General features: G+C 68.2%; 21 protein-coding genes. 9 read left to right on the top strand and 12 right to left on the bottom strand.

The genetic code is table 11. The features are described from left to right. Positions 1 to 82: 82 nt before the first annotated feature. Genes NF616_RS13870 through NF616_RS13860 form a run of 3 tightly spaced genes read right to left on the bottom strand, consistent with a single transcriptional unit; the run spans position 83 to position 2,074 of the window. Complete coding sequence (locus NF616_RS13870) at positions 83 to 313, bottom strand: anti-sigma factor family protein (RefSeq protein ID WP_252273879.1); 231 nt, start codon at positions 311 to 313, stop codon at positions 83 to 85. Continuing rightward, positions 307 to 924: an RNA polymerase sigma factor gene (locus NF616_RS13865; RefSeq protein WP_252274159.1), complete on the bottom strand. Its 618-nt coding sequence runs from the start codon at positions 922 to 924 to the stop codon at positions 307 to 309. The genes NF616_RS13870 and NF616_RS13865 overlap by 7 nt, the downstream gene beginning before the upstream one ends. Before the next feature lie 25 nt (positions 925 to 949). After that, positions 950 to 2,074 (bottom strand): beta-ketoacyl-ACP synthase III, encoded by a 1,125-nt coding sequence (locus tag NF616_RS13860; RefSeq protein WP_252273878.1) that lies wholly within the window; start codon positions 2,072 to 2,074, stop codon positions 950 to 952. A gap of 370 nt (positions 2,075 to 2,444) precedes the next feature. Between NF616_RS13860 and NF616_RS13855 the strand changes: the two genes are divergently transcribed. Next, positions 2,445 to 3,083, top strand: a complete 639-nt coding sequence (locus NF616_RS13855) for a LysE family translocator (protein ID WP_252273877.1) — start codon at positions 2,445 to 2,447, stop codon at positions 3,081 to 3,083. Between the two features lie 44 nt (positions 3,084 to 3,127). Here NF616_RS13855 and NF616_RS13850 read toward each other — a convergent pair whose 3' ends face one another. After that, positions 3,128 to 4,093: a lipin/Ned1/Smp2 family protein gene (locus NF616_RS13850; RefSeq protein ID WP_252273876.1), complete on the bottom strand. Its 966-nt coding sequence runs from the start codon at positions 4,091 to 4,093 to the stop codon at positions 3,128 to 3,130. Positions 4,094 to 4,349: 256 nt separating this feature from the next. On the opposite strand from NF616_RS13850, the gene NF616_RS13845 reads away from it, so the two are divergent. Further along, positions 4,350 to 4,961: a LysE family translocator gene (locus NF616_RS13845; protein WP_252273875.1), complete on the top strand. Its 612-nt coding sequence runs from the start codon at positions 4,350 to 4,352 to the stop codon at positions 4,959 to 4,961. Between the two features lie 21 nt (positions 4,962 to 4,982). On the opposite strand, the gene NF616_RS13840 is transcribed toward NF616_RS13845, so the two are convergent. The 3 genes from NF616_RS13840 to NF616_RS13830 are packed head-to-tail and all read right to left on the bottom strand — an operon-like array spanning position 4,983 to position 6,061. Next, a complete protein-coding gene (locus tag NF616_RS13840) occupies positions 4,983 to 5,195 on the bottom strand; it encodes a hypothetical protein (RefSeq protein ID WP_252273874.1) in 213 nt (70 codons plus the stop codon). An 18-nt stretch (positions 5,196 to 5,213) separates the two neighbouring features. Continuing rightward, positions 5,214 to 5,612, bottom strand: a complete 399-nt coding sequence (locus NF616_RS13835; RefSeq protein ID WP_252273873.1) for a cupin domain-containing protein — start codon at positions 5,610 to 5,612, stop codon at positions 5,214 to 5,216. Positions 5,613 to 5,617: 5 nt separating this feature from the next. Then, positions 5,618 to 6,061: a carboxymuconolactone decarboxylase family protein gene (locus NF616_RS13830; protein ID WP_252274158.1), complete on the bottom strand. Its 444-nt coding sequence runs from the start codon at positions 6,059 to 6,061 to the stop codon at positions 5,618 to 5,620. Positions 6,062 to 6,177: 116 nt separating this feature from the next. Here NF616_RS13830 and NF616_RS13825 point away from each other — a divergent pair, with 116 nt between their 5' ends. After that, a complete protein-coding gene (locus NF616_RS13825; protein WP_252273872.1) occupies positions 6,178 to 7,092 on the top strand; it encodes a LysR family transcriptional regulator in 915 nt (304 codons plus the stop codon). Between the two features lies 1 nt (position 7,093). On the opposite strand, the gene NF616_RS13820 is transcribed toward NF616_RS13825, so the two are convergent. Beyond that, positions 7,094 to 7,399 (bottom strand): hypothetical protein, encoded by a 306-nt coding sequence (locus NF616_RS13820; protein ID WP_252273871.1) that lies wholly within the window; start codon positions 7,397 to 7,399, stop codon positions 7,094 to 7,096. 2 nt (positions 7,400 to 7,401) lie between these two features. Continuing rightward, a complete protein-coding gene (locus NF616_RS13815; protein ID WP_252273870.1) occupies positions 7,402 to 7,839 on the bottom strand; it encodes a 3-isopropylmalate dehydratase in 438 nt (145 codons plus the stop codon). Positions 7,840 to 7,976: 137 nt separating this feature from the next. Here NF616_RS13815 and NF616_RS13810 point away from each other — a divergent pair, with 137 nt between their 5' ends. Beyond that, positions 7,977 to 8,342 (top strand): hypothetical protein, encoded by a 366-nt coding sequence (locus NF616_RS13810; protein WP_252273869.1) that lies wholly within the window; start codon positions 7,977 to 7,979, stop codon positions 8,340 to 8,342. 42 nt (positions 8,343 to 8,384) lie between these two features. On the opposite strand, the gene NF616_RS13805 is transcribed toward NF616_RS13810, so the two are convergent. Further along, positions 8,385 to 9,332, bottom strand: a complete 948-nt coding sequence (locus NF616_RS13805) for a GlxA family transcriptional regulator (RefSeq protein ID WP_252273868.1) — start codon at positions 9,330 to 9,332, stop codon at positions 8,385 to 8,387. A 132-nt stretch (positions 9,333 to 9,464) separates the two neighbouring features. On the opposite strand from NF616_RS13805, the gene NF616_RS13800 reads away from it, so the two are divergent. Beyond that, positions 9,465 to 10,091: a cysteine hydrolase family protein gene (locus NF616_RS13800; RefSeq protein ID WP_252273867.1), complete on the top strand. Its 627-nt coding sequence runs from the start codon at positions 9,465 to 9,467 to the stop codon at positions 10,089 to 10,091. Positions 10,092 to 10,283: 192 nt separating this feature from the next. After that, a complete protein-coding gene (locus NF616_RS13795) occupies positions 10,284 to 10,559 on the top strand; it encodes a DUF2790 domain-containing protein (RefSeq protein WP_252273866.1) in 276 nt (91 codons plus the stop codon). 67 nt (positions 10,560 to 10,626) lie between these two features. Here NF616_RS13795 and NF616_RS13790 read toward each other — a convergent pair whose 3' ends face one another. After that, positions 10,627 to 11,064, bottom strand: a complete 438-nt coding sequence (locus tag NF616_RS13790; protein WP_252273865.1) for an HIT family protein — start codon at positions 11,062 to 11,064, stop codon at positions 10,627 to 10,629. Positions 11,065 to 11,186: 122 nt separating this feature from the next. On the opposite strand from NF616_RS13790, the gene NF616_RS13785 reads away from it, so the two are divergent. From NF616_RS13785 to NF616_RS13775, 3 genes are all read left to right on the top strand, one after another. After that, entirely contained in the window at positions 11,187 to 11,891 is a 705-nt protein-coding gene (locus NF616_RS13785; RefSeq protein WP_252273864.1) for a glutathione S-transferase N-terminal domain-containing protein, read from the top strand. Positions 11,892 to 12,050: 159 nt separating this feature from the next. Then, a complete protein-coding gene (locus NF616_RS13780) occupies positions 12,051 to 13,238 on the top strand; it encodes an MFS transporter (protein ID WP_252273863.1) in 1,188 nt (395 codons plus the stop codon). Positions 13,239 to 13,296: 58 nt separating this feature from the next. After that, on the top strand, positions 13,297 to 13,860 hold the full coding sequence (locus NF616_RS13775; protein WP_252273862.1) for a COG3904 family protein: 564 nt from the start codon (positions 13,297 to 13,299) through the stop codon (positions 13,858 to 13,860). 19 nt (positions 13,861 to 13,879) lie between these two features. Here the strand turns inward: NF616_RS13775 and NF616_RS13770 are convergent, their stop codons facing one another. Then, the gene (locus tag NF616_RS13770; protein WP_252273861.1) at positions 13,880 to 14,101 is read right to left on the bottom strand and encodes a hypothetical protein; all 222 of its coding nucleotides are present in this window, start codon (positions 14,099 to 14,101) and stop codon (positions 13,880 to 13,882) included. Positions 14,102 to 14,255 lie beyond the last annotated feature (154 nt).

Below are 14,255 nucleotides of genomic sequence, written 5' to 3'. Positions count from 1 at the left end.
CAACCGCGGCTCGAAGGTGAGAAAGCCGCCGCGCCCTCGCATCGCTGCGTAGCGCCGCTGCAGCGGCGTGGCCTCGAGATCCTTAGCGCTGGCGCCGCTCGCAGGCGAGGCGCTCGGCCAGCGCCTCGAGTTCGGGGGCGTCGGGCTCGGGGAGGTGGCGCAGCACAGCGCGGCTCAGCTCCATCTGGCGGATGAAGCGGCGGCAATGGCCGCACAGGGCCAGATGGGCGCGCACGCCGAGACGCTCGTGCAGGCGCAGGTGGCCATCGAGAAAGCCGCTGGAACGGGCCACCAGATCCCTGCAGGTCAGCATTGGCCGGTCTCCTCGAAATGCTCCAGGGTGGCGAACACCTTGAGCCGGGCGCGGTGCAGCAGCACGCGCAGATTGGAGAGAGAGATATCGAGAAGATTACAGATGTCCTGCGGCGTCAGCCCCTGGCGCTCGTGCAGCAGAAGGACGCTGGACTGCAGTTCGGACAGGCTGGCCACGGTCTTGTCCAGGCATTCGCGCAGTTCGGCCTCGGCCAGCAGCGCCTCGGGGGTATCCAGCTCCCAATGGCCGGGCGGCGTCTGCCAGTGGCCGTTGTCGGCGAAACGCTCGGCGTCGACGCTGCCATGCGGCGCCGGCAGATCGTCGAGCAGCGGCTCGCGGCGCTGCTGGCGCAGCCGGCTCTTGGCGGTATTGGCGGTGATGGTCAGCAGCCAGGTTTTCAGGCTGGAGCGCGCCTGGAAGCCGTCCAGGTTGCGCACCACGGCCAGCCAGGCGTCCTGCACCACCTCGTCGGCGTTGCGGCTGCCGACGATGGCGAAGGCCACCGCGCGCATCGCACTCTGGTAGGTCGCCACCAGCTCACGGAAGGCGCCCTGCTCTCCGGCCCGCAGGCGTTCGAGCAGCTCGGCGTCGCTCGGGCTGCCCGTAGGCACCACGGTCACGGCGGCCCTCGCGCGATCAGCCCTTGCGGCGCAGGATCACGCTGCCGATGGAGTAACCGGCGCCGAACGAGCTGAGCACGCCCAGGCTGCCGGCAGGCAGGTCGTCCTGGTTCTTGTGGAAGGCGATCACCGAGCCGGCGGAGCTGGTGTTGGCGTAGGTGTCGAGGATCACCGGCGCCTCGTGTGCTTCGGCATCGCGGCCGAGCAGCTTGCGGGCGATCAGCAGGTTCATGTTGAGGTTGGCCTGGTGCAGCCAGAAGCGCTTCACGTCGCCGACGTTCAGCTGGTTTTCGGCCAGGTGCGCGCCGATCAGCTCGGCCACCATCGGGCAGACGTCCTTGAACACCTTGCGGCCTTCCTGCACGAACAGCTTGTCCTTGGCACCGATGCCCTCTTCCGCCGCGCGGTTGAGGAAGCCGAAGTTGTTGCGGATGTTGTTGGAGAACTGGGTCAGCAGCTTGGTGCCGAGGATGTCCCACTGATGCTGCGAGGTGGCCTGGTCGGCGCGCTCGACGATCACCGCGGTGGCGGCGTCGCCGAAGATGAAGTGGCTGTCGCGGTCGCGGAAGTTCAGGTGGCCCGTGCAGATCTCCGGGTTGACCATCAGCACCGCACGCGCCTGGCCGGTGGCGATGGCGTTGTTGGCGGCCTGGATGCCGAAGGTGGCCGAGGAGCAGGCCACGTTCATGTCATAGCCCCAGCCGTCGATGCCCAGCGCGGCCTGTACTTCGATGGCCACGGCCGGGTAAGCACGCTCGAGGTTGGAACAGGCGACGATCACGCCGTCGATGTCGGCAACGGTGCGGCCGGCGCGCTCCAGCGCCTGCCTGGCAGCGGCCACGGACATCTCGCAGAGAATGCCCCACTCCTCGTTGCTGCGCTGCGGCAGACGCGGGGTCATGCGCTGCGGGTCGAGGATGCCGGCCTTGTCCATCACGAAGCGGCTCTTGATGCCGGAGGCCTTCTCGATGAAGGCGCTGCTCGACTCGCTCAGCGCCTCGACCTCGCCACGCTCGATGGCGGCGGCGTTGTCGGCGTTGAACTGCTGGACGTATGCGTTGAAGGAAGCCACCAGCTCGTCGTTGGAGATGCTGTTAGCCGGGGTGTACAGGCCAGTGCCACTGATTACGGCGTTGTGCACGGGACATTCCTCTTCTTCTGGGGCCGCCGTGAGCGGCTGGCTATGACGGTTTGCGCGCGTGGCGCGAAGTACGGGTGCAGCGGCCTGGATGCGGGGCAGTAGCCTTGCTGCGGAAAAGCGAAGTGTGCCATAGCCGGGCCCCGCGGCGCTGCCGCGGCAAGGTTGCAGCGGACTGGCGGCGCGCCCGGCTCATAACGAAGAGATGCACGATTTGCCGGCGAAGACACAAGCCCGTGCGGCGATTTGCGGCAAAAGCGAAGCGATCTTCGCAAAGCGCGGCGCGGCTTTCCTCGTCTCCAGTCGCTCCGCGGCTTTGACGCCCGCCGCGCGGCCCGCTCAGAATCGGCCATCTCCCAAGGAGTCACCCGCCATGCTCGGCACCCACGATCTCGCCCTGTTCGTCATCTCCGGCCTGTTGCTGAACATGGCCCCCGGCCCGGATTCCCTGCTGGTCATGGCGCGCAGCGCAACCCAGGGCTGGCGCGCCGGTTCGGCGGCGGCGCTGGGCATCGGCGCCGGCACCTGCGTGCATATCGTCGCCGCCGCGCTGGGCATGTCCGCCCTGCTCGCCACCTCGGCCACGGCGTTCATGGTGGTCAAGCTGATCGGCGCGGCCTATCTGTTGTACATCGGCATCGGCATGCTGCTGGCCAAGCGCAAGGAAGCGGTCGAGCCCGGCGCCGCCGCGCTACCGGCCCTGCCCTACGGTCGGATCTTCGCCCAGGGCTTTCTGACCAACGTGCTCAACCCCAAGGTGGCGCTGTTCTTCCTCGCCTTCGTGCCGCAGTTCATCAGCCCGGACGCCGAACACAAGGCGCTGGCCTTCCTCCTGCTGGGCGCCATCTTCAATCTCAACGGCATGCTCTGGTGCCACTTCCTGGCGCTGTCGACCGCGTTCGCACAACAGCGCCTGCAGGTCGGCCGGCGCGTCGGTCTGTGGCTGGAGCGTTGCACCGGCGGCCTGTTCACCCTGCTGGGCATCAAGCTGGCCCTGGCCGACCGGGTGTAACGCCGCGGGTAGAAAAAAGGGGCCGCATGGCCCCTTTTTCGTTTTCAGTTGCAGTTGGCTGGCGGGGTGGTCGCCACCACGGTGCTGTAGTGATAGCTGTAGTCGCCGCCGACCGACTGCGTTCCGCTCTCACCGGCGTGCTGGCCGATGATCCAGGTTTCCGCCTTGGGAATGCCGCCGTCGGCATAAGCCGCGATGTCGGTGGTGGCGTTGCCGTAGGCGCGCACGATGTTCAGGCCGACCTGCTCGCGCAGGTACTTCACGTAGTTGGTCTTGTGCGCCTGGGTGTCCGGCGGGATCGGCCCGTCACCGTAGGGATTGGAGCGGTAGTGCCACTGCGGCAGGCCCTGGTAGTCGAACCACTGGCGCGCATCCTTCGTCACCCAGTACGGCCGCGCGGTAAGGAACACTAGCTGGTAGCCCTTGTCGCGGTAGGCCTGTACCGTCTGCGGCGCATAGTAATAGGCCTGCGCGGTCTTCAGCCCGACGTAGTCGGCGTAGGCCTCGAAGTCGTTGATGGTCAGGGTGCCGTCGATGTCGAACAGTACGGCCGGGCGACTGGGATCGACCACGCTGAGGTAGCCGTCGACCCGGCTGAGGTCGCCCTCGACCACGAAACGCAGGCGGTATTCGCCCACCGGACGGGTGCCGAGTGCCACGTTGATCTTGCCGTCGCCGTCGGTGGTGTGGCGGCCCAGGTAGCTCCAGCCGCTCATGCCGGTGCCATACAGGTAGGCGTGGACGTATTCGCCCTCCAGGTCCTTGTGCAGCACGGCGTCGTAGTCGAACTTGGCGGTGACGGTGGCGGCCTGGCCGCTGCGCACCATCTGGTCGTGGACCATGTGCCAGGGCTTGTACAGGCCGGCCAGCACCTGGTTGCCGAAGTGGCGGAACTTCTTCTTCGCCGGGTTGGTGAAACCGGGCGGGTTGGCGGGGCTCTGGAAGTCGGGACATTGGGCGCTGACCTCGGCACTCAAGGCCAGCAGGGTGAGAGCTGCTAGGGCACGCATCGCTACATTTCCTTATGGTTCGTTGTTGTTATTGCGCTGCCGGGCGAGAGGCGGCAGGCGCCTCGCTTCCGGGCGAGGCCAAGTTAAGCAGCGATTGTTACGCGCACAGGGACAAAACGCGCCGACGCGTCTATCGCCTCGCGCCAACCGCTCTGGCAAGGGCTTTTCGCCCGATACCGAGTTGCTCGTCTTGTGACCGCCGTCACCCATCCGTTAATGTCCCGACTCTGTCCTCGCGTCGTTACGGTTACCGCCCATGGCCCTGCATACCTGGCTGATCTATCTCACCGCCGTCATCGGCCTGTCGCTCACACCCGGCCCCAACGGACTGCTCGCACTCACCCATGGCGCGCTCTACGGTCACCGTCGCGCCCTGTGGACGGTCACCGGCGGCATGCTCGGCTTCGTACTGTTGATGGCGCTGTCGATGTTCGGCCTGGCCGCGCTGCTCGAGACCTCGGCCCACGCGCTGCTGGTGCTCAAGTGGGTCGGCGCCGCCTACCTGATCTGGCTCGGCATCCAGCTGTGGCGCTCGCCGCCGCTGCACCTCACGCCCCTGGAAGCGAGCGCGCCGCGCCCCGGCCTGCAGCTGTTCCGCCAGGGCCTGCTGTCGGCGCTGTCGAATCCCAAGGTGATCCTGTTCTTCGGCGCCTTCCTGCCGCAATTCCTCGACCCGGCCCGCAGCCTGTGGCTGCAGTTCGTGGTCATGGCCGCCACCTTCGCCGTGGTCGAAGGCATCACCGAGTACCTGCTGGCGCGCACCGCCCAGCGCACCCGCCCCTGGCTGGAACGCGCCGGGCGCGGTTTCAACCGCTGCTGCGGCGGCCTGTTCGGCGCCATGGGCCTGGCGCTGCCGCTGACTCGCTGAATATCTCCCACCGCGACTGCGCTAGGCCGGCTCGGCGAACTCCAGCCGGCGCAGCCAGCCGCAACCCAGCAGCGCGCCGCACACGCGCTCGACCTGGGAATCGTCCAGCCACAATCGCCAGCATTGCTCCAGCGGCTCCAGCCGCCAGTCGGGCGGCGCCGCCAGCGTGGCGATTCGCCGGCGCAGGGCCGGCTCGTCCAGGTCCAGGGTCTCGATCAGCACGGCGCGGAACATGGCGACCTCCTACGGGAATCAAGGGGAAACGGGCGTGACCAGCGGCGTGTCGCCGTCGGACAGCAGCCAGGCCACCAGCACGGCCGGCTCGCGCGCGCTGGGATTGCGGGTGACGCGGTGCACCTGGCCCGGCGCCTCGTACCAGGCCTCGCCGGCCTTGAAGCGCTGCGGCGGTTGATCGTCCAGCGCCGACTCCACCTCGCCGCTGACCACCACCACGAACACCGGGCCCGGATGCCGGTGCGGCACCGATGTCTGCCCGGGGGCGAACTCCACCCGCAGCGCCTGAGCATGGCTGCCCGCCTGCGCCGGCAGCTGCGCGGCGGCAATCGGCGTCACCGTTTCCTCGCCGCCATGGCCCAGCGCGGCGGCGCTGACCAGGACGGACAAGGCGAATAGCGCGATCGACCTGCGCATGGCGATCACTGCGCCGGCTGCATGGCGAAACCGACACCGAAGCGGTTCCACGCGTTGATGGTGACGATGGCCAGGGTCAGCTCGGCGATCTCGCGCTCGCCGAACTGGGCGGCCACCTCCGCGTACACGGCATCCGAGGCATGGCGCTGCGGCAGCAGGGTCAGGGTGTCGGTCCACAGCAGCGCGGCGCGTTCGCGCTCGGTGAAGAACGGCGCGTCTTCCCAGGCGCCCAGGGCCAGCAGGCGACGGGCCGACTCGCCCTGCTTCAGCGCGTCGGCGCTGTGCATGTCCAGGCACAGCGCGCAGCCGTTGAGCTGCGAGGCGCGCACCTTGATCAGCTCGCGCAGCGAGTTCTCCAGCGGGAACGCCGCCTGGGTCTGCTCGAGGGCGTACATGGCCTTGAACACGTCGGGCGCGGTCTGGTGATAGTGGTTGCGCTTGCTGGTCATCATGGCGATCTCTCCGAAAGAGCCCGGTGCCGTACCGGGAATGGTCGCCACTGTATTACCCGGCCGTTAACGGATAAATTGGCCGCACCCGTAAACATTGTGCGGAGAAACGGACAATGGCCTTCGACCGCCTGGAAGCGATGCGCGCCTTCTGCCGCATCGTCGAACTCGGCAGCTTCACCCGCGCCGCCGACGCCCTCGGCCTGGCCAAGACCACCGTGTCCGGCCAGGTGCTGGCACTGGAAACCCAGCTCGGCGTCAAGCTGCTGCACCGCACCACCCGCCGCGTGACGCCCACCTCGGAGGGCAACGCCTACTACGAGCGCGCCCGCGTGGTGCTGGACGACATCGACGAACTGGAAACCAGCGTCTCGCAGAGCCGCGGCGCGGCCCGCGGTCGGGTCAAGGTGGAGATGCCCTCGCCCCTCGGCCGCTTCCTGATCATTCCCTCGCTGCCCGACTTCGTCGCGCGCCATCCGCTGATCCATCTCGACCTGGGCTGCAGCGAACGCGTCGTCGACCTGGTGCAGGAAGGCGTGGACTGCGCCATCCGCGGCGGCGAGGTGAGCACGCCGGACCTGGTGTGCAAGCCCATCGGCAAGATGCGTTTCGTGCTCTGCGCCACCCCCCAATACCTGGCGCAGCATCCGCCGCTGCAGCACCCGCGCGACCTCGCCGCGCTGCACTTTCTCGCGTTCGTGTTCCCGGCCAGCGGCCGGCAGAAGGTCAACGTGTTGCACCGCGGCGAAGAACGGTTCGTCATCGAGCAGGAGCCGACCATGCGTTTCAACAGCGGCGGTGCCTACATCGCGGCTGCCGAGGCCGGCCTGGGATTCGTCGGCATACCCCGCGCCGAAGCCGAGCAGCCGCTGGCCGACGGCCGGCTGGTGGAAATGTTGCCGCAGTGGCAACTGGAGAGCATGCCGATGAGCCTGGTCTATCCCTACTCGCGGCGCCTCTCCGCGCGGGTGCGGGCATTCGCCGACTGGGCCACCGAAGTGATGGGCAACGACCCGCTGTGGCGGCCCTGACCTAGCCCTGCCCGTCCAGCTCAGCCAGGCACGTCTGGGACACCCGCTGCAGGCGTGCCACCAGCGGCTCCGGCAGTTCGGCCTTGTCCAGCGCGGCGATCTCGGTCGCGGAGAAGTCGCGGTCGATGCGCGTCAGCGTGCAGGCGCAGTAGCGTTGCGCCCGCTCCTGGCCCAGGGCCTGGCCGGCGCTGTCCTCGCAGCCGTTACGAAAGGTCTCGCGCCCGCCCGCAGGCCACTGCGCGGCGAGTGCCGGCAGGCCGATCAGCAGCAGTGCGGCGCAGGTCGCGCCCCGGGCCGGGTGCGTCACGATCAGGGCTGCGGCGGCTTGTCGTCAGGGCGGATGTCGAAGCCGCCACGGTTCTCGCTGACGATGTGGAAATACTGGGTACTGCCCGGCGCCACCTTCACCGCCACCTCCTTGTGCAGGCGGCCCATGCCGCAGAGGGTGTCGTCCAGCGGGTCGATGGTCAGGCCCAGCACGCGGGTGCCGGCCGGGACGTTGAAGCTGACCACCTCGGCCATGCCGATGCGCGCGGCCAGCTTGCGGTCGACCTCGATGGCCACGTAGCAACCGCCGCCCATCAGGCCCATGTCGCGGTTCACCACCAGGCGGCCGCCGTTCTGTTGCTCCTCCTGATAGGCCAGCACCCGGTCACCGGGCACCGGGGTGATGTGCTCGGCATCGGGGCGGAACGACGAACAGCCGGCCAGCAGAACCAGGGGAAGAACGGAGAGGAAGTGGCGCATGTATGCCCTCCTTGGGCGTGCGTGGGGTCGGCCCAGTATTGGCGCTAGACGCCTGCGGCTCAAGCCCCGAAAAATCCCTGAACCTCGCGGCGCGCGCCGGCCTCTACACAGCAACAGCCCGCGTGAGGAAAAACGACATGAAAGCGATGCTTCTCTGCGGCGGCTTCGCCGCCTGCCTGCCGCTGCTGGCCCTGGCCGACGGCGAAATCAGCGAACAGCTCAACGGCCTGCAGATCGAAACCAGCAGCAGCCCGCTGACGGCCCAGGACAACACCGGCGCCGCCGGCCCGGTCACCGGCAATGCCACCCTGGTGCTGAAGCTGACCAACCGCGATACCCAGGTGGTGGAATGCACCGTCGACCCGGGCCCCACCGCCACCGAGACCCACGAGCAAAAGGCCCGCCTGGCACCCGGCGAGAGCGCGACCCTGCGCGTGGACGCCCGCGCCGCCGGCCAGGAGAGCGATGCCAGCCTGGTCTGCACCCCCGCCGGCGCGTCCTGATCGTTTCACTCCTGCCAGGCTCGTCATGGGCCTGGCTTCTTTTTACCCGCGAAACACCTGACGCCACGCGCTCGGCGATACGCCAAAAGCGCGGCCGAAGTGGTGCCGCAACGACACCGGCGAACCGAAGCCGGCCAGCGCGGAGATCGCCTCCACGCTCTGCTCGGTGGTTTCCAGCAGGCGCTGGCAGAGCGCCAGGCGTTCGGCCAGCAGCCACTCGCCGACCGTGGTGCCGGTGAGCTGGCGAAAGTGCCGGGTGAAACTGCGCCGGCTCATCAGCGCGCGCTCCGCCAGGCTGTCCAGGCTATGGGGCCGGTCCAGGCTGGCACGCACCCAATCCAGCAGATCCGCGAGGCGGTCGTCCCGGGCCGTGGCCGGCAGCGGCTGCTCGATGAACTGCGCCTGCCCGCCCTGGCGATGCGGCGGCACCACCAGGCGCCGCGCCACCCGATTGGCCAACTCGGCGCCGTGCTGCTGACGCATCAGGTGCAGGCAGCAGTCGATGCCGGCCGCGGTACCGGCGGAGGTCAGCAGGTTGCCGTCTTCCAGATAGAGCACGTCGGCGTCCAGCGTCACCTGCGGGAAACGCCGCGCAAAGTCCTGGGCCCAGGCCCAGTGGGTGGTGGCGCGGCGGCCGTCGAGCAGGCCCGCCTCGGCCAGCACATAGGCGCCCAGGCATAGCCCGACCAGCCGCGCGCCGCGCTCGCTGGCCGCCACCAGCGCCTCCAGCAGCAGGCCCGGCGGACGCTCGTCCGGCTCGTGCCAGCTGGGCACGATCACCGTCTGCGCCCACTCCAGCGCCTCCAACCCGTGCACCACCTGCAGATCGAACCCGGCGGTGGTCGGCAACGCGCCCGGCGCGGCGGCGCAGACGCGCAGCTCGTAGTAGCCCGGGCCGAGCCCCAGGTCGCCGAACACCAGGCAGGGCACGGAAAGGTGAAACGGCGTGATGTGGTCGAAGGCGACCACGGCGATGCGGTGCGGGGACATGGCAGGTGGCCCGGGCGAAGGATTTGGCCCGATCTTAGCGCAACCTGGCTTATGGGCCACTCACGGAGTGATGCGCGGCGGCAGAACAATCTCTCCATCCACCACCACCCCGTAGAACAAGAGGAACCCGCCATGAACCCGCAACCGAAACGCGCCCTGATCGTTATCGACGTGCAGAACGAGTACGTCACCGGCAACCTGCGCATCGAGTACCCGCCCATCGAGCAGTCGATGAACAACATCGGCCGCGCCATGGACGCCGCCACCGCCGCTGGCATCCCGGTGATCGTCATCCAGCATCTGCTGCCGGAGAGCGCGCCGATCTTCGCCAGCGGCAGCCACAACGCCGAGCTGCACCCGCTGGTGGGCGAGCGCCCGCGTGACCACTTCATCCAGAAGCAGATGGCCAGCTCCTTCGCCGGCACCGACCTGGCCGACTACCTCAAGCGGCACCAGATCGACACCCTCAGCGTGATCGGCTACATGACCCACAACTGCGACGACTCCACCGTGCGCCAGGCCCACCACGAAGGCTGGAACGTCGAGCTGCTGCACGACGCCGCCGGCTCGCCGCCCTACCGCAACGCCATGGGCGCGGCCACCGCCGAGGAGATCCACCGGGTGTTCACCGTGGTCATGCACACCGGCTTCGCCGCCGTGCTCAGCACCGACGACTGGATCAACGCCCTGGCCACCGGCGAGGTGCCGCAGCCGGACAACATCTACCTGTCCAACCAGCGCGCCATCGCGGGGCGCTGAGAGGGCATCGACGGGGCTGATGCCCATTAGCACAAGCATCAATTTCTGCCGGCCCGGCCGGCGATGGTTTGATTAGCCCCGTAGAGCGAGCCGACGCAAGCGCCACTCGGTGACCCGCGCTCCCCAGCGAGAGCGCACACGCACGAGAAGCTGCCGGCAACCTCAGCCCATTACCGACAGGAGAACATCCGCATGAAAATCGCATCCTTCGTTTCCGCCGTTATCTCCAGCATCGCCCCGCTGGCCTTCGCCGACGACGCCGTCACCCAGGCCGGGGCCGGCGTCCCGGTGGTGGACTACCACTACGGCATGCAGCTCGACGTCGCCAGCGTGCTGCAACGCACCGACAACTCGCAGAAGAGCGGCGTGGTTTCCAGCGTGATGGTGTACCGCGACAGCCAGGGCGAAGTGCACAAGGTGCGCTACCTGGAATGGGGCGGCCGCAGCATCGACAGCCAGAACGGCTGATCGATGTCCCGACCCAAAGAAAACGCCGCGCTCCACCCGGAACGCGGCGTTTTTGTATGCGATCGCCTCAGCCGTTGATGCGCTTGACCAACCGCGCCTGCAGCGCCTTCAGCTGATCGGCGTCGGCCTGGTTGCTGGCGTGGATGCCGAGCTGGTCGCCCTCATAGCGCGGCACGATGTGCATGTGGATATGGAACACCGTCTGCCCCGCCGGGGCGCCGTTGAACTGCGCCACCTGCACGCCGGCCGGCTCCAGCTCGTCCACCACCGCCTGGGTCAGCTTGCGCACCACCGCCATCAGCTTGGCCAGGTTGGCGTCGTCGATCTCCAGGAGGTTGCGTGCCGGCGCGTTCTTCGGAATCACCAGGCAGTGGCCGTAGGACTGCGGGAACAGATCGAGGAAGGCGAGTACGTCGTCGTCCTCGTACAGCTTGTAGCAGGGCGCCTCGCCGCGAATGATCTTGGCGAAGATGTTCTGCTCGTCATAGGTGCCGTGCAGGCTCATGGGATTCTCCTTGTCGACAAAGCCAAAGGGCGAACCATACCGGCTTCCGCCGAGTCAGGTAAGGATGTCGTCGCCCCTGGCGGCCGGCTATCCTGACCGTCTCGCCAGATACCGGAGTTCCCATGCCAGACCTGTCCGCCTTCCCCATCACGCGCAAATGGCCCGCCACCCAGCCCGACCGCCTGCAGCTCTATTCGCTGCCCACGCCCAACGGGGTCAAGGTGTCGATCATGCTGGAAGAGATCGGCCTGCCCTACGAGCCGCACCTGGTCAGCTTCGAGACCAACGACCAGACGAGCCCGGAATTCCTCTCCCTCAACCCGAACAACAAGATCCCCGCCATCCTCGACCCCAACGGGCCGAGCGGCGCGCCGCTGGCACTATTCGAGTCCGGCGCCATCCTCGTCTACCTGGCGGAGAAGAGCGGCGAGCTGCTGCCGCAGGACCCGGCCGCCCGCTACCAATGCCTGCAGTGGCTGATGTTCCAGATGGGCGGCATCGGCCCGATGTTCGGCCAGCTCGGCTTCTTCCACAAATTCGCCGGCAAGGACTACGAGGACAAGCGCCCGCGTGACCGCTACGTGACCGAGTCCGCCCGCCTGCTCGGCGTGCTCGACAAGCACCTGGAAGGCCGCGCCTGGATCATGGGCGAGCAGTACAGCATCGCCGACATCGCGACCTTCCCCTGGGTGCGCAACCTGATCGGCTTCTACGAGGCCGGCGAACTGGTGCAATTCGAACGCTTCACCAACGTGCGCCGCGTGCTCGAGGCCTTCCTCCAGCGCCCGGCGGTGACGGCCGGCCTGAACATTCCGGCGAGGGATTGAGGTCCACGGTGCGCATGGCGTCCCAGCGGTAGGGTGCGCCGTGCGCACCAACCACCCGCGCGGAACGTCAACCGCGCGGAACTGGCTGCGGCGTAATGCCCGTGCCAGAGCCGCTGACGTATAATCGCCGGCGTTTTTCTCCCGCCGGCAGTCCTTTCCATGTCCCTCGCTTCCCCACACGCCGCGCCGCTGTCGCGCGGCGCCGTCTTGCTGATCGAACTGGCCCTGGCTCTTGGCGGCTTCGCCATTGGCACTGGCGAGTTCTCCATCATGGGGCTGATGCCCGAGGTCGCGCGTGACCTGGGCGTGAGCGAACCCCAGGTCGGCCACGTGATCAGCGCCTACGCGCTGGGCGTGGTGGTCGGCGCGCCGGTGCTCGCCCTGCTTGGCGCACGGCTGTTCCGCCGGCACCTGCTGCTCCTGCTGATGGGCTGCTTCGCCCTAGGCAACTTCGCCAGCGCCCTGGCGCCGGACTACGGCTCGCTGATGCTGTTCCGCTTCGTCGCCGGCCTGCCGCACGGCGCCTATTTCGGCGTCGCCATGCTGGTGGCCGCCTCGATGGCGCCGCTGCACAAGCGCGCCAAGGCGGTGAGCCGGGTGCTGGCCGGGCTGACCATCGCCATCCTCATCGGCAACCCGCTGGCCACCTGGCTCGGCCAGCACCTGAGCTGGCGCTACGCCTTCGCGCTGGTGGGGCTGATCGCCCTGGTCACCATCGTCATGGTCGCGCTGTTCCTGCCGCTGGACCGCAACGAGGAGCGCAGCAGCCCGATCGGCGAGCTGAAGGCCTTCAACCGCGCGCCCATCTGGCTGGCGATGGCCATCGGCTCCATCGGTTTCGCCGGCATGTTCTGCGTGTTCAGCTACGTGGCGCCAACCCTGCTGGAAGTCACCGGCGCGCAGCCGGGGTGGATTCCCGTGACCCTGGCCGTGTTCGGCGCCGGCGGCATCCTCGGCAACATGACCGGCGGCTGGCTGTTCGACCGCCTGCGCTTCGCCGCGGTGGCCTGGATCCTGGCCTGGAGCGCCCTGGTGCTGCTGCTCTTCCCGCTGGCCGCGCAGCACCTGGCGAGCATGCTGCTGGTGACCTTCGCCCTGGGCACCATGATCGCCCTGGGCCCGGCGCTGCAGACGCACCTGATGGACATCGCCACCGGCGCGCAGACCCTCGCGGCGGCGTCCAACCATGCCGCGTTCAACCTGGCCAACGCCCTCGGCCCCTGGCTCGGCGGCCTGGCCATCAGCGCCGGCATGGGCTGGACCGTCACCGGCTATATCGGCGCCGTCACCGCCCTGCTCGGCCTGGCGTTGTTCGCCTGCGCCTGGCGCGTGCAGCGGCGCACTTGACCGGGCCGTGGCTGCGGGTATCTTCTGCGCCCAGTCGTAGCTGGAAATCCGCAGTCCCATGAGCCGTACCCTTCGCACCGCCCTCCTGCTGTTCGCCACGCTCTGCGCCGGCCCCGCTCTCGCCAAGGTCGAGATCGAGGCCGCGCAGCAGAAGAACCTCGGCCGCATGCTGATCGCCAAGGTCTCGGAAGAGATTTCTCCCGGCGACTACGAGGCGCTGCTCAAGGGGCTGCAGGCGCACCCCGGCAAGTTCGCCCGCAAGATCGTCCTGCTCGACAGCATCGGCGGCAGCGCGGCCGAAGCCATGCGCATGGGGCGCCTGCTGCGCGAAACCGGGTTCGAGACGCTGGTGCCGTCCAAGGGCGTGTGCCAGGGCAGCTGCATCTACCTTCTCGCCGCCGGGCGCAAGAAGATGGTCCGCGGCCATGTCGGCCTGCACCGGCCGCACTTCCCGGCCGGCGAATCCGCCCAGGCCAGCCGCGCCGGCATGCCCAACAACGCCAGCGGCTACTTCCGCGACATGGGCGTGGCGCCCGCGCTGGCCGCCGACATGCAGGCCATCGAGCCGCACCGCATGAAGGTGCTCACCCCGGCGGAGCTGAAGCGCTACCGCCTGAACTGAAGCGCGGCGCGCGAGGGGTTCAGCCCGGCAGCGCCGGATCGGCCTCCGCCACAGCCTCGGCGCGCGGGGCCTTGGCGTCCGCCTTCTTCGCCTGGGACTTGGACCAGTGGGCCTTCTTGTGGTCGGCGGAGATGCCGGAAGTCCCGATCGCGACCTCGGTGATCTCGCCGCCCTTGGTCAGAAACGCCTCGATCTGCTCGTCGAGTGCCGACCGCAGTTGATTGTTGATCGGGTCATGCATGACGAGGCTCCTTGCGCGTGGATGAGGCCTCACTATACAGACTCGATCCCGGGCCACCGGCTTATTCGACCGGCTGTCACCAATCACGTCACATATTCAGATAGAGCTGGTCAATCAGGCGAAACCCTGTATGCTCCGCCCACTGCCTGCCAGT

The organism is Pseudomonas subflava, from assembly GCF_023823685.1.
In the GTDB taxonomy this organism is placed as follows: domain Bacteria; phylum Pseudomonadota; class Gammaproteobacteria; order Pseudomonadales; family Pseudomonadaceae; genus Aquipseudomonas; species Aquipseudomonas subflava.
Note: the sequence above shows the minus strand (reverse complement) of the source record. Positions and strands in the feature narration are given on the sequence as shown.

Excerpts from the sequence above, each read along its gene's own strand:
- NF616_RS13870 (WP_252273879.1), bottom strand. The coding sequence starts at position 313 with ATGCTGACCTGCAGGGATCTGGTGGCCCGTTCCAGCGGCTTTCTCGAT.
- NF616_RS13855 (WP_252273877.1), top strand. The coding sequence starts at position 2,445 with ATGCTCGGCACCCACGATCTCGCCCTGTTCGTCATCTCCGGCCTGTTG.
- NF616_RS13850 (WP_252273876.1), bottom strand. The coding sequence starts at position 4,093 with ATGCGTGCCCTAGCAGCTCTCACCCTGCTGGCCTTGAGTGCCGAGGTC.
- NF616_RS13845 (WP_252273875.1), top strand. The coding sequence starts at position 4,350 with ATGGCCCTGCATACCTGGCTGATCTATCTCACCGCCGTCATCGGCCTG.
- NF616_RS13840 (WP_252273874.1), bottom strand. The coding sequence starts at position 5,195 with ATGTTCCGCGCCGTGCTGATCGAGACCCTGGACCTGGACGAGCCGGCC.
- NF616_RS13835 (WP_252273873.1), bottom strand. The coding sequence starts at position 5,612 with ATGCGCAGGTCGATCGCGCTATTCGCCTTGTCCGTCCTGGTCAGCGCC.
- NF616_RS13830 (WP_252274158.1), bottom strand. The coding sequence starts at position 6,061 with ATGACCAGCAAGCGCAACCACTATCACCAGACCGCGCCCGACGTGTTC.
- NF616_RS13825 (WP_252273872.1), top strand. The coding sequence starts at position 6,178 with ATGGCCTTCGACCGCCTGGAAGCGATGCGCGCCTTCTGCCGCATCGTC.
- NF616_RS13815 (WP_252273870.1), bottom strand. The coding sequence starts at position 7,839 with ATGCGCCACTTCCTCTCCGTTCTTCCCCTGGTTCTGCTGGCCGGCTGT.
- NF616_RS13810 (WP_252273869.1), top strand. The coding sequence starts at position 7,977 with ATGAAAGCGATGCTTCTCTGCGGCGGCTTCGCCGCCTGCCTGCCGCTG.
- NF616_RS13805 (WP_252273868.1), bottom strand. The coding sequence starts at position 9,332 with ATGTCCCCGCACCGCATCGCCGTGGTCGCCTTCGACCACATCACGCCG.
- NF616_RS13800 (WP_252273867.1), top strand. The coding sequence starts at position 9,465 with ATGAACCCGCAACCGAAACGCGCCCTGATCGTTATCGACGTGCAGAAC.
- NF616_RS13795 (WP_252273866.1), top strand. The coding sequence starts at position 10,284 with ATGAAAATCGCATCCTTCGTTTCCGCCGTTATCTCCAGCATCGCCCCG.
- NF616_RS13790 (WP_252273865.1), bottom strand. The coding sequence starts at position 11,064 with ATGAGCCTGCACGGCACCTATGACGAGCAGAACATCTTCGCCAAGATC.
- NF616_RS13785 (WP_252273864.1), top strand. The coding sequence starts at position 11,187 with ATGCCAGACCTGTCCGCCTTCCCCATCACGCGCAAATGGCCCGCCACC.
- NF616_RS13780 (WP_252273863.1), top strand. The coding sequence starts at position 12,051 with ATGTCCCTCGCTTCCCCACACGCCGCGCCGCTGTCGCGCGGCGCCGTC.
- NF616_RS13775 (WP_252273862.1), top strand. The coding sequence starts at position 13,297 with ATGAGCCGTACCCTTCGCACCGCCCTCCTGCTGTTCGCCACGCTCTGC.
- NF616_RS13770 (WP_252273861.1), bottom strand. The coding sequence starts at position 14,101 with ATGCATGACCCGATCAACAATCAACTGCGGTCGGCACTCGACGAGCAG.